Source organism: bacterium (assembly GCA_022763185.1).
Classification (GTDB): Bacteria; Bdellovibrionota_G; JALEGL01; order JALEGL01; family JALEGL01; genus JALEGL01.
On record JALEGL010000015.1, the window covers coordinates 165,358 to 179,573 of the forward strand.

Consider the following 14,216-nt stretch of genomic DNA (forward strand, 5'->3'; position numbering starts at 1 on the left):
AGATCTCACCCTCACTTTAATCTTTCACTATTGGTTTTCTCTTCAACAGTTTTTTGCTTGCGCGCAAAACAACCCCCAAAGGACCTGAGGCAATATAGGTTAGGACTAGAACATACAAAGTAAGTATGGGTTTAAGCCATAAAGCCATGGCAATAAAAACAAAGGGGATTAAGACAAACAATGGCTGCCTGCGGTTTAAACTCAAAGACTTACTGGATAAATAAGGAATTTGACTGACCATCAAAAATGGTACGGTAAACATACACATAATCATAAAGCCTTGACCTTGCATGAACCAAATATCTTGCGTGGGCTTAAACACCAGAGCACTGAGCACAAAAAACATACCGCCCATGGGTATGGGGATACCCTGAAAATAACTTTTTTCTGTACTTTTATTTTGCACATTAAAGCGTGCTAAACGAATGGCACCACAAGCCAGATGAAAAAAGCAGGCCACAACAGCCAATTCTTCTGCAAAGTAATGGCCCCAAGCAAAAACCATGGCCATAGGAGCTACGCCAAAAGAAACGACATCACACAAAGAATCATACTCTTCACCAAAGCGCGATCCGGTGTTGGTTTTACGGGCCACTTGTCCATCGAGCATATCCAAAACACCGGCCACCATGATGAACAAACCACTTTTTAATAGGCTGTGCTGATAGCCTAAACTGTAATGCCAACTGTTTAGAATGGATAAAAATCCAAAAAACAAATTGCCTGTGGTGAACAAATTGGGAAGAATGTAAATGCCTTTTCTCATAATCAGCTTTATCAAACACCAAGTACTCTTTTTTGACCAGCGTTTTTATTGAATCTTCTGGGTCAAATAAAACAGGGACAGCTACCTTTTTATTAAAAAGGTAGCTGTCCCCTTTATTAAACGCACAGCTTAGTTTTGATCTGCCTTTTTAATCAATTTTAGCCAAGATACTTTGCCCAGCTTTGACTTTATCACCGAGTTTGACTTTGATTTTGGCTTCATGCTTGATGTAGATATCCATGCGTGAACCAAAACGAATCATGCCAAAGCGTTCGCCTTGCTGCATACTTTGACCTTCTTTAACAGCACAAACAATTCTTCTGGCCACAAGGCCTGCAATTTGGGCAAAAACAATACGGCCAAATTGTTTTGTCTGCATTTCAAAGGCCAAACGTTCATTATCTGTGGAACTTTTATCCAAATTAGCGGCAAAAAATTTGCCTGGCCTGTATTGCATTTTATGGATTGTGCCTTCAATGGGACTGCGATTAACATGGACATTGAACACCGACATAAAAATAGAAATTTTTTGCATTTCTTCTCCAGCAAACAAGTCTTGCGCTGGTTCTATTTTAATCACGGTACCATCGGCCGGACACAGCAATGTAGATTCTTTTTCATTGTCTTTTATTGCAGCAACTCGCGTTGGATCTCTAAAAAACCAGATAACCCACACGGTTAATGCAAACATAATATAGGTTAAGATACAGCTGATGTTGCTTACAATGGCCGTTAATAATACGCTAAGACCAATAAACGGAAAGCCTTCAACACAAATACCTAAAAAGCGTTCAAGTTTTTGTACCTGTTTCATGCTTAGTCTTATAACAAAATGTTACGCTAAGCGCACATTATTGCGCAATAAATCTTCTCATTAAAGTACCCAAAGGTACCGGCTACCTTTGGGTACTTTTACTGTACAAAAAACTCAACTCTTCGGTTGAGGGCTCTGCCATCTGCTGTTGTGTTGCTGGCAATAGGATCTGTTTCACCTTTGCCTTTGGCTGACACCGCTCTTGGGTCCATACCCAATTCAATCAAGTATTGTCTTACTGCATTGGCGCGCTCTGTTGAGAGTTCAAGGTTTTTCTCAGCATCGCCCAAGCTGTCTGTATGTGCTTCAACATACAGTTTATTGACTTTGGCTTTTTGAATTTTCTCATAGGCATCCAGCAAAATCGCTTTGGCTTGGACATTAAGCTGGTATTGTCCAGATGCAAAATAAATTTTTCCATTCAAATCTAACTTTTCACCTTTGCCTTGGTCATAAACGATGCTGTAATTATTGTCTTGATTGGGTTTAATTTGAAAAATTTTACGCAAAGGTTTTTCACCATCACCCACCATCACCATGACCACACCTTCGTTTACGGTTTTATTCAATTCACTGATTTCACCTTCAAACAATGGCTGGCTTTGACTGTCTGACATCACTTTAATCTGGGTATTGATTTTTTCACCGTATTTATCAACAATTTTCAAGTTAAGCATACCCGTTTGCCTTTGAATGGGTTTGGGTGTTGGTTTAGGCGTAGGGGTAGGTATTGGCTTGGGTTTTGGTTTTGGAGGTGTTGGTTTTTTAGGAATACTTTTGTTGGTGTAACTGATTCCGGTATACAATCTTACTTCTGGTGCACCATAACCATTGTTGCCTCCTCGTGATGTTCCCATGGTCCACTTCCAGCGTTGATTTTTTGAAATTTTTTGTAGACCCAAATACATTTCACCCGGTGAATTGACTTCTTTGGGTTCATGAAGAGACATAGACCCAGACAACTCAGCAAAGACTTGCCAGCCATCAGAATTTAAAAAGCGATAAACGTAACCCAATTTACCCATGACTTCACTGCCAATTTCTAAAGCTCCAATATTTTCTATGTTGGGACGGTAGCGCCCGCCAAGGTTCATGGTAATATAGTGACGTTTCATGCCTCCCCAACGGTCTAAAACAAAATAACCCCCGCCAGTGATATCCTGATTACCAAAAAAACGATTTTCTTCTCCAACCGGAAAGGTGACAAAAGGGACAAAACCAAAACCCCAAGTACCGCCAACAGCATTCCAGTTTTTTCCTTGCAGCTGCAGCAAGCCTTGCAAAGTAATATCTCCAACATTAAATTCTTTTGTACTGGTAAATTGAGAAAAGTTTTCTACATTGTTGTAAACATGAAAGGGTGCATGCACTTGAAAGCTAAAACGATCACTCACCCCAAAGCCCATCAATACATCCTGCGTGAAAATCCATTTAACAATATCATCAAGACGTTCGCCATCTCCACTTGGACCAAATTCCAATGGATTTTTGGTCCAAGTAAAATAAGCCCCCACCGCATATTTACCCGGTTCAAGTGTGGTTGAGCTTAGAGCCTGATGACCATCCGGATTAAGAATCTTGGGCGTAACATAATGAATGTTGATGGCCTGTGCCGGTTGACTCACAAGAAAGATACAAAGTCCAATCAGCAAAAATAAATTTTTTCTCATCTTTGCTCTATCTACTTTTCTCAATAAAGCCATCAATACTGCTAGCAACATCAACAAGACAATACTTGGGTTAGAAGCCCCCGAGTTACAGAGCCCCCAATCCAAGAAACCCACTGTTCCTGAACCTCTTGGTGTAGCGTCATTGGGGTCACTGGGGTCCAAACCAAGATCAATTTCTTCACAGTCGGTCAAACCATCACCATCAGTATCACGCACTGTTGGGCAATCATCTGTTGGGTCCAATGGATTGCTGTTAAAAATATTAACCTCATCGCCATCGTTGATGCCGCCGTTATCGGTATCAGCATCATTTCTATCGGTGCCGTAGGTACCATCCTCTTCACAATCCGTTAAACCATCGTTATCTGAATCTGGGTCCGCCAAAGGATTGCTGCCGTAAGTATTGACCTCTACACCATCCAAACAACCGTCCATATCAGTATCATTGCTGGTTGGATCGGTGTTGAAGGTATTGAGCTCAGCTCCATCCAACAAACCATCGCCGTCGGTGTCTGGGTTATTGGGGTCACTGCCGGCATTGTATTCTTGACAATCGTTGGCGCCATCACTGTCGGTATCCGCTACATTGGGATTGGTAAACAGGGTAGTGGCTTCCAAACAATCGTTGCAGCCATCGCCATCACTGTCGGTCACCAAAGGATTGGTCACTGGGCTCATGATGGTGCCCATACCTGGGAACCAGGCACTGTTTTCTGGATCATCGTATGGACACATGGCCGTGGTTCCAAAAATTTCACAGCCATCGGTACAACCATCGCCATCGCTGTCTGGATCATTGGGATCGGTTCCAGCTGTGGCTTCATCACCGTTGGTCACACCATCATTATCTGCATCTTCATCCAAAAACGGATCATCGTTTGGATTTCTTGGATCACTGGGCTCATTAGCTTCATCGCAGTCGTTGGTTCCACCATCATCGGTGTCGGCATCGGTTGGATCAGAAATAGGGCTCATCACCGTACCCGGCGCACTAGGATGACCAATAAACGGACAGCTGGCTTCTGCTGGTGGGTTGGTCCCAAAAACCTCGCAGCTGTCGGTACAGCCATCCATATCCGTGTCTGCCAAGGTTGGGTCAGACATCAATGTGGCTTCATCCATGTCAAGCAAGCCATCATCATCGGCATCGGTATCTTGGAAGTTAGGAATACCATCCATATCGGTGTCAACAGGTATGGTGTTGCTCATAGCATCGCCTGCTTCATTGCTATCAAGAATGGTATCATTGTCTGAGTCTGTGTCTCTAAAGTCTGGAATGCCGTCCGGCACCGTCTCAGAGTCAAACAAGTTGGCGTAGAGCGTAACCAACGTACCGGCATTGTACATGGGATAGGTTTCTGTGGCATCACTCTCATGCAGATCCAAAATGTTGTCGTTATCCGAATCCAGATCAAAGTAATCTGGCGTAGCGTCTGGCACGGTTTCACTATCCGCTAGATCACTGATGATCATGCCGCTTGGATAAGCAGCTTGATATTCTGCTAGACTGATGCTGCCATTGGCATTACCATCAATGTCAGATACATGCCCCTCAATGATATCACCAATGCCATCGCCATCAGCGTCAATATCAACATAGTTGAAGAAGGTATCATTGTCTTGATCACCCAGAGGCAACTCATTGTTTTGCAAGAGGCCATCCATGTTGGTATCGCTTGCTGCAACACAGGCCATAACTTCAGTTGTGGTCAAATTAGCATCTTCATTGGCATCACAGACAAAACGTGCGCCTTCAATCAAGTCTGGAATCCCGTCGCCATCTGAATCAATGTCCAAGTGGTTGGGCGTGCCGTCGTTGTCTGTATCTGACAAGTCGCTGTCTTCTAAGACACCATCGCCATCGCCTAGCAATGCATAGAGCGCAGCTTGTTCAGGACTTTCAATTTGACCGTTATCATTGGCATCCACCGTGGCCAATTGCGCCGGCGTCAACTGACCAAAGAAGTTGTCTTCTAGGTCACTGATGCCATCGTTGTCAGAATCCGTATCTTGATAATCTGGAGTTCCATCACCGTCAGCATCCGGCAAGACACCGCCTGGTAATTCAGATTCACTGATGGCGCCGTCATCATTTGTATCAAAACAGTTCATATCATCTCTGATTTCCATGTCACTGAGTTGCCCGTCCATGTTGGTGTCACATACACCCAAGCCAATTTCAATCATGTCCAAGATGCCATCGTTATCCGAGTCATTGTCCAGACTGTCTTCTTGGCCATCGCCATCGGTATCAACGCCGTTGCCGCCATCTTCACCGTCAATGAAACCGTCACCGTCAGAGTCTGGGTCCATGCTATCATCCATACCGTCACCATCCGTGTCTGTACCAGAGCCACCAATGGTGAGTTCTTCACTGTCACTCAGACCATCGTTGTCATCATCGGCATCAATGTAATCTGGCGTACCATCACTGTCGGCGTCGCCGGTGCTATCCAAACTGTCACTGACGCCGTTGTCATCTGAGTCGGTGTCCAAATAATTGGGGACACCATCACTGTCAGCATCGGCCGTACCTTCATCTCCAGTGAGTTGGCCATCGCCATCGTGATCAGTATCCAAGGCCACGCTGTTGGAATCAGCACTGCTGTAGACTGTTTCGTTGGGATCAAGGCCGGCGTAGGTTGAATAATCCAAGCCTGCAATCAAATTGCTGATGCTGGCCACGCCAGGCATCACAGGATCGCTGCAGCCATTGACAATACCATCATTATCTGGGTGGACGCCAATGGGGAAGTCCAAACCAGAATTGTCTGCTGCGCTTTCACAGCTGACCGCCGTGGGGATGCTTATGGCATAATAAGCATCAGGCGCAATTTCATTCATGCCCATGGTGTTGCGGACCACAAACTCTAGGTTTTGCCGTGAATCAGCGCCAAAAGGTGAGCTTTCTATGATTTCGCTGGCTGTGATGGCTGCTGAGATATTCACACAGTCAGGATCAGAACTGACATCATGGCCACAGCTGTCGGTATCCGCACCTTGTGAACAATAAAAGACGCTGGCACTTGTGGCTGAATATTGAAGGCCTTGTGGAAGCACATCAACCAAATTGTCCACGTCATAGGCAGTGCGATCGCCAATATTTTCAATGTGCACCGCATAATTGACATTGCCAGCCAAAGTCACCGGGTCTTGGGTCCCGGCAATTGCACATTTGCTAAGCACCAACTCTGGGCGGTTGAAGTTTTGAAAGTCTGGCTGAGCAGGATCGTCTATGGCCACGGGTATGGTGTTAAGATCAGCATCGCCGGCTTCATCAGCGTCAAGGAAACTGTCGCCATCGGAGTCAAGGTCTCTAAAGTCTGGAATCCCATCGGGCACAGCTTCACTGTCAAACAAATTACTGTAAAGAATAACAACAGAGCTGGTGTCATAGCTTGGATACATTTCTGAAGCATCGCTTTCATGCATGTCATAGATGGTGTCACCATCACTGTCTAAATCAAAGATATCCGGCGTGCCATCAGGCGTATCTTCAGAGTCTGCCAATTCACTGAACAAGAGATCACCGCCACCGTTGGCTGCGCTGTACTCAGCGTCGCTGATGCTGCCATTGACATCGGTATCAATGTCACTGTTGTAAGCTTCTATCCAATCGGCAATACCATCACCATCGCTGTCTATGTCAATGTAGTCTGGATCTGTATCGCTGGTGTGCGCTCCTGGCGCTGCTGCGTCACTGTTTGGCGCTGCTGCTTCATCCAATTGCAATAAACCATCGCCATCACCGTCGGTCAATGCACCACAAGCTGTAACTTCTGTTGAAGTGATAAAGCCATTGTCATCGCTATCACACACATAACGGCCATTCTCAACAAAGTCATAGACTCCGTCGTTATCTGAGTCTCTGTCTAAGAAATTGAGCAGACCATCGCCATCGCTGTCTGGGATTTCATCAAAGTTTAAAACACTGTTGTCGTCATTGGCTCCACCGCTGACGTCATCTCCGGCGCCATCGTCAATATCATTTCCTTCAGCTGTTGTGATCAAGTTGTCCGCATTGTCATCATAAACCGTTAAACCCGATTCATCCAAATCTGGAATACCGTCTCCATCAGCATCTAGGTCTAGATAATTGGCCATGCCATCGCCATCAACGTCGTCAAACGCTCCGCCTGGCAGTTCCGTAACGCTGATAGCCCCATCCATATTGCTATCCAAACCACTGGCCGCAATTTCTGCAGTACTTAATAGGCCATTGCCATCGCTGTCATAGACATGGAACATGTGTTCTAATAAATCAGGAATACCATCATTATCTGAATCCAAATCCAAATAATCTGGCGTGCCATCACTGTCACTGTCTGTACCAGGACCACCTTCATCACCGTCCAAAATACCATCACCATCTGAGTCGTTATCCAAATAGTCTGGGGTACCGTCTCCATCTGAATCAATCATTGTTCCCATTGAGGTGGTGATTTCATCGGCATCAGTTACGCCATCATTATCATCATCGGTATCTTGGTAATCTGGTGTGCCATCACCATCGGCATCGCCTGTGCCTTCAGTAGCATCATCGGTACCGTTGTCATCTGAGTCAGTATCCAAGTAATTGGGGACACCATCGCCATCAGCATCGCCAGAGCCTTCATTGCCATTGGCAATGCCGTCACCGTCATGGTCAACATCTAAAGCAGGAGAGGTATCATCCGTTGCACCAAAGGTTGCTTCACCGGCAACAACGCCATCTAAACTGCTGTAACTGGCCAAAGATGCCGTATTGCTGATGCTACTGACATAAGGCATGACTGGATCTGTACAACCATTGACTACACCATCATCATCCGGATGAGAACCAATGGGTGAGTTTACGCCGTCACTATCACTGGCGGATTCACAGGATACTTCGGTTTGAATTTGATACACCACATAGGCCTCTTCCCCTAAGTCATCGCCAGCAGCGGGGTCAACAAAAGGAAATGTTAAGTTTTGACGGCTGTCTCCACCAAACGGTGAGCTTTCAGCACTTTCACCACTTCTCACGCTGGCACTGATATCCGTAAGCATGGCCGTACAATCACTTTGCTCCCAAGCCGAACAGTTACCCGCATTAACAGAGCTGGCACCAGAAGAGCAATAATATGCGTTCACGGTATTGGCAGCGTATTGCAAACCTTGTGGTAAAACATCACTGATATCAGACAAATCAAATGCCGTACTTAAAAACGACCCACTGTTTTTAACAACAATGTTATAGCCAAGCGTATCACTTAAATTAAACGGCTCTAAAGCTTCTGTACTTGCATCTGCACATTTAATAACAGTGATGTCGGGTTTGTTGAGGGTAAAGGTTTCGTTGTCTGAATCCACGGTGATATCGTCCGAACCGTCATTGAATCTGAATTGGCCCTCTAAATTTTTGTTATTCGCAGAAACATTGCGAGTTTGCGCTTGAAAAGAAAAGGTTGCAGTTCTCCCACTAAGGTCGGTGGCCGTGTTGGAGGCTGTCCCTAAATCGATGAATGCTTGAGTATTTGAACTGGCATCAAGCGAATTTTCAGGGTCATTGCCAAAACAAAGTTCTGTTCCTCCCAAAACGCAGTATGGCCCAGTGCCACTCACACCGCCACTGACCGCAATGGTGTAATCCCCTGGAGTGTTTGATCCCCAAAAATTACCAGAAATCTCTCTTAAGATCGCTCGCGTCGATGCTGCTTGTCCCTGTGGAAAGTTGACCACAACATCAAAAGTCACAAAATCGCCTACGGTGCCACTGACCGGGCTAACGCCAACCGTACCCAGACTTGGCGCTTCAATTTGGGCTTCGCTTTCATCGTCTACTGGGGAAAACGTGGTACCCCCTAAAACCGATGCAAACACAGCTTGAGCACTGTTGGTGTAAGTGTTACCCCAAATGGCATCAGGCACCAAGCGTAAATCAAAGCGAATTTCACAGGTATCGCCAGATGCAATACTCATGTCAATGATTTCAATTGTGGTTTCATCAACATTGCTGGTGATGTCAGGCACACTGCTGTTGGAGCATTCAGGGCTCAGACTAATATTATAGCCACAGGCAACATCCATACAGGCTGCCGATGTACTCGGAGCAACAAAGCCCGTGTTTATCACATCTGTAAACACAACATCCAAAGCTTCTTGCTGACCACTGTTTTCTAGAGTAACCAAGTAAGATAAGACCGCATTGGCATCAACATCACTGATGTTGCCATCGGTGATGCTTGCATTGGGGTCATCTGTAGATTCAACCCCTTTATCAATATTTAAAAATGGGGCATCGCCAATAAACAGATAGGTTCCTGTGGCACCCACCAATGCAGTGTTGGCACTGTTGTTGTATTGGGTCACCACCATGTTGTTTTGCAACAACCCATCCAGAAAAGGTTCGTTGGTCACTGTTTTGGTAAAAAACAACTCCACTGTGCCCGAACCGCCCCCTGCAATTTCAAAGTCTACAAAAGCAAAGTTGATGCTGTTGTTAGGATTACTGCACGTAAGCGTAATATCCCCACTGGCCAAAGCCGGATCATTGGTACCAAAACTCCACATATTGTTGGCTGGGATGGCGGCGCCATCGTAGGTGAGGCAAGGAGACTCATCAAACAAGGGGTTGGCCAAGTAGTTGGTTAAATTTAAATCTTCTACGTCTCCCCCTGGAATCAACACCGTAATTTTATACGTCACTTCATCACCGGCCTCAACATGAACCGCACCCATGCCCACAGGACTGCCATTAACATGGGAAATTTCAACCTGAGTATCTTGTAAGGATACAATGCTTGGATTGTCTTGCTCAGTATTATCAGGATAAGTATCATCATTGGCACTTTCCCCCATATTTCCACCAACAACATCGTAATTTGTTAGGGTGGCGTTGGGTAACGGAAAGACATCACCGGCATCAATGGATACATCTGTGGTAGGAGGTAGAGTCTCAAAGTCTTCATCAACGATGGCTTGGTAGATGATCTGTATACCTGTGCTTGATCCTGAGCTGAACACACCATCCCCTGAGAGCGTAGTGTCCGCAAAAGAAAAATTGACCGTATCGGCCATAAGGCTACCTATATCTAAAGAAAAATCACTGCTGCCATCAGGGTACGTATTTTGTGTCAAATGACCAAAAGCCAGTAAATCTGCTTCATTGATGTTGGTGATAACACCGCCTTCGTTAACCACCACCATCATGCTACTGGTTGCATAACTCAGTCCATCTGGTAAAGCATCCCCTATCACCAAATTATTCACTTCATAATAGTCGCTAAGAGCCACATCCACTGTAAACTCAAGGCTGTCTAAAGGCGTTAAACCAGATCCCCCCATGTCTGTTGCAAGACTCCAGCTTTTCTCTATATCCAAGCCATAGGCTCTATACGTTGCGGTATCTAAAACAGGTGAGCTTAGTTCATCAGCATTGGCAACCACACCGGTTGTTTCTGCTGTAGCACTAAGTGTATTGGGGTCAACAATCTCTGAAGCATCATCTCTAAACTGTTTGTATACCCCCATATAACTGATATTAAAATTTGCATTGATGCTGGCGTAGCTGATGCCAATGGTCCCTCCGGTGGCAGAAGAAATATCTGGCGTGTAGACACAGCTCGTTGGTGCTGGTGTAATGCTAAATGAACTACAATCTCCTGGATCGCTTACTTCTAAAATTTCTGGAATAGTCTCCTCAATGGTGACGTTATTTAAAGTGACAACATTTGAAATTGAACCGGCAATATTCACCGTTTCTGGGTATGTTGGTCCTGCTCCCAAGGCAATGTTGGCACTTAAACTGCCATTGGTACTTGTCACGGTTTTATTTATTTTTAAAGCTTGGGCGGTAACATCATCGGTTTGCGCCAAAGAACAAAGGGTATCCGAAGCGCCGCAATCTCCAGGTGCACCATTGACCAAACCACCAAGCACGTACATGGCTTGGGCTTGTCTGAATGTGTAAGGTGTTCCTGCAACGGCAATGGGTTGGCTCATGCCATCTAAGGTAAAATCAAAGCCTACGGTGCATCGTATTTCAGGTTGATCTGGAGCATGCGAACCCAAGTTGGGCTTTATCGCAACAAAGGTTTCTCCTGCTTGCAGGGTAAAAATTTCTCCAGTGAACGGATTTTCTACATCCAGCGTATCCACTGCTGAGGGATTGTTTTGTACATCAATACTGGATACACCCAGATTTTGACAAGCATTACTGCCATTGTAGGTAAACTCTTTTGGAGCAATGAAGTGGAAGGCCGGAAAAAAACCAGAGTCTGTGGCGTCGGTATTATCCAATATCATCCTGACATCAAATGATTGGTTTAACAATGGATCTGCATTATTGCTTGGGGCATTAAATGTTAAAGTTGGAACTGGCGCTGCATAGGCTGACAAAGCCCATAGACCAACAAACAGTAAAAAGACGACTTGAATCAATTTATGTTTCATAACAAACTCTCTTAAGCTTAAATTTTAATGTAATCATCTCATCTTTGAGATTGATGTTTTTTGTCACGAGGCTTTAAAAACGTGCAACAACTTGAAATCGTGAATGAAAAGCTTTGTAATGGCAAGTTTTTTTACCAAAGAAGCAATATTGTCTCTTTAAGAAAACAGCGTTTACTTTTTATCCAGTAATTGTTTAAAATCATTACTCATTTTTTTATTTTTTCACCTTGCACAATGCGTTATTTTTGTTATATACCGTATACAGTGTGTGGCATGTATGCCGCGCTTGGCTGGAGTGTTCCAAAGGTCGATATGTTTAAGTTATTAATTTTATTGAACTAAAAAATTTGGAAACTTGGTACGGGCTTTGCTTTAAAGTATTACACGGACAAAGGTTTTAAATACCTAGGAAGAATATAAAAAGGTTAGGTTTATGAAATATATGCAAACATACAAACAAACATCTCTCTTGCTTTTACTGACAGCTCTCAGTGTAGGCTTGACAGCCTGTTTTCCTGATAGCCGTCCTCAACAAGGGCTTATCGGCAACGGCACCTACAACGGCGGCCGTAACGTTGAAATTAGTGGAAACGGCGTAGATGGTAATGGTCGAGTTACAGGTCTTGGCGACCCTAATACAACAGGAAACACAACCATAACACCTGAAGATAAAGATAAAGATAAAGATAAAAACAATGGTTTACGTTTTACCAAAAGAACAGAAGAATTATGGGAGATTGCCTGTAGCCAAGCAACTTTAGGTGATCTTGGCATGACAATTCCTGACCCAAATCACGTAGCAAGACAAATTCCTGACCCAGCTGACCCTTCAAAACAAATTTCTGACCCAAATCACAAACCAAAACAAATTCCTGATCCAAGAGCCATTGACCCTAGAGGAGAACCTGATACGGATAATGACGGTATTTCTGACAACTGTGAACTGTATCTATCGAACCATAAAGCTTTTGAAAGCATGAACCCTCAGTTATACAACGGCTATGGTGTTGGTGTGGTAAGACTAAGCGCCTCCGTTTTAAGTGCAACGGCTATCAGTGCTGCAACCATCAATGGTAGTGAAGCACCAAAATACAAAGAAGCTTGGAAACAGTTGGCCACAGATTGGGCTGATCAAGCCAAAGGTACTGGTTTTATCAATAATATTACCAGCCGCTCAGAAAATGTCCGTTTATGGCTCGGTAGAGCCATGTGCGCCTTGAATGTTTCTGGCAAAGTTAATGCAAATGATCGCAAAAACACTTCTGACTCCGGTGGTGTTGTAGGCATGATTTACCGTGAACACATGAAAGATGAATCCTTGCATCAGCAGATGGAACCCTCTAAAACCTTTAGCAGTAAAATTTTAGGTGTTCCTGGTCACCCAGACGAAGAACCTTTTGCAATTATTTCAGGTGGCATTACCCAAGCTTTGATTCACAATGCTTTTTCTGATGGCAGTGACAAGTTTTTAAATGGACCGGCTGATGATTATACGCGTGAAGACGTAGACATGATGTATGTTGCTGAAGCTTTGATTAATCCTAAAAAACCCCTAAAAGCTCAACTTGTACACTTGAATAACCTTAACCAACCCACCACCGGTGAAGTAAAATCTGCGTTTTTGATGACCTATGATGGTGATACAGAAATTTCTTCTGTGAATGTCAAAGGCAGTTTTGATTTTTTAAATAACAAAATTCGCTTAAAAAATCTTGGTGTAACGGCGGATATTCACAAAATTCAACAAGAATGTGTATTTAATAAAAAAACCGGTAATACCCAAACCGTTATTCCAGCCAGTAGCAAACCGGTTCACTTTATGTTGGCTTCTTTCTTCTTGGGTAAACACAGTAAAGACACGTTTTTTAGAGATAATTTGATGGTGCAATACATGAAGCCAGAACACTACAGCACCAGTAAAGAAGGCCCATCCGATGAAGAAAGCTATCATGGTCGTATGCAAGAGTATGAAAAATATACAGACCAAGAAACCGCTGCGGCTAAATCCATGAAAAACCTGGCTGAATCAACCTTTGAATTTATGCCACAAAACATTGCCACTTTAACCGATACACAACCAAACTGGGGAGATCGCGACCCAGCTAAACACAGTAATAGAGTGTTGATGCCTTTCTACCCAAAGAAATCTGAACTGCGTAATATTGCTAAACATAGTGAATATTCAGGCAATGAGTATTGGCAAAAATATAAAACTAGTGGTAAAAAATGGCCGGATTTGTTGACTGACCCTGTATCCATCAGTCCAAGTGATACACTAACTTTTCCTCCTATTGCAGCTTTGGATAACCTCTTAAACCCTGATGGCATTGACTCTTATGAAGGATTGGTAGAAAACTCTGTGGAAATCGGTGATGGTGGTCATGATAATTCAATGGCAGGAGAACCAATGCGTGAAGCCGATTATGTGGACCCGGAAGAAACTGACTGGTTAGAAGAGGAAAGACGAGGTTTGGGGGACGTTTAAACCCAAAAACATAAACCTAATGCTTAATTTTGAAAAAGGACATGTAACTAAAGTGCGTGTCCTTTT

4 protein-coding genes are annotated in these 14,216 nt (G+C 44.1%); 1 reads left to right on the forward strand and 3 read right to left on the reverse strand.

Translation table 11 applies throughout. The features are described 5' to 3' along the window. Positions 1-16 precede the first annotated feature (16 nt). The 3 genes from pssA to MRY82_10325 form a co-directional block, all read right to left on the reverse strand. Positions 17-766 (reverse strand): CDP-diacylglycerol--serine O-phosphatidyltransferase, encoded by a 750-nt coding sequence (gene pssA / locus MRY82_10315; protein MCI5073314.1) that lies wholly within the window; start codon positions 764-766, stop codon positions 17-19. Positions 767-914: 148 nt separating this feature from the next. Continuing rightward, positions 915-1,580, reverse strand: coding sequence for a phosphatidylserine decarboxylase family protein (locus tag MRY82_10320; protein MCI5073315.1), 666 nt, complete (start codon positions 1,578-1,580; stop codon positions 915-917). Positions 1,581-1,678: 98 nt separating this feature from the next. Next, positions 1,679-11,665: an OmpA family protein gene (locus tag MRY82_10325; GenBank protein MCI5073316.1), complete on the reverse strand. Its 9,987-nt coding sequence runs from the start codon at positions 11,663-11,665 to the stop codon at positions 1,679-1,681. A gap of 433 nt (positions 11,666-12,098) precedes the next feature. Here MRY82_10325 and MRY82_10330 point away from each other — a divergent pair, with 433 nt between their 5' ends. Then, entirely contained in the window at positions 12,099-14,150 is a 2,052-nt protein-coding gene (locus MRY82_10330; GenBank protein MCI5073317.1) for a hypothetical protein, read from the forward strand. Positions 14,151-14,216 lie beyond the last annotated feature (66 nt).